Source organism: Streptomyces sparsogenes (assembly GCF_001704635.1).
GTDB classification, from domain to species: domain Bacteria; phylum Actinomycetota; class Actinomycetes; order Streptomycetales; family Streptomycetaceae; genus Streptomyces; species Streptomyces sparsogenes.
The window spans coordinates 1-575 of record NZ_MAXF01000152.1; the positions used below are offsets into that span (position 1 = coordinate 1).

Genomic DNA, 575 nt, shown 5'->3' on the forward strand with positions numbered 1-575 from the left:
GCAGGGCCGCGACGCTGTCGCCGGAGCGGGTGGAGCAGCTGTCCGCGATCGGGATGCGCTGGGGCAGCGGCGTACAGACTTGAGGCGGAGCCGGGAAGGATGATCCCGTTCGGCCCCGTTTCACACGGTTTCAACCTGTCAGGGCGGCGTTCGCCGCCCTGACAGGTTATGCCTCAGCGCTGGAGCCGCTCAGCGTCGTTGTGTCTCACACTCCGACGGCGGCTTCGTCGGGCAGCGACGCCAGCGGGCGAGGAGAGATGCCGCACGTCATCCACAGCCGCAGAGCGTGGTGGGAGAGGAGATGTCCCGTGCCCATGCCGCCCTCACCGAGCTCACGTACGCCGTGATACAGGCGCAACAGCCCTGAGAGGTCGTTTTCTCCCGAGTTTCATCCCGGAATTGGTGTTTGATCCCATAGTGTCGGGTCGCGCCAGGAGATGGTGGCTTCGCCGGTGAGGCGGCGGGCCATGAGGTCGGTCATGGACGCGTTCATGATCTCGCGTAAGTCGCGCTCCGGCGGGCGGCCGATGTTCAGCGCATGCCGGCGCCGCTCGGCCCGCCAGGCGCTCAGCGCC

At 67.7% G+C, this 575-nt stretch carries 1 pseudogene; it reads right to left on the reverse strand.

From position 1 onward, the window contains the following. Positions 1 to 484: 484 nt before the first annotated feature. Positions 485 to 575 (reverse strand): annotated as a pseudogene (locus BBH68_RS44345) (IS5 family transposase); the annotation flags it as partial.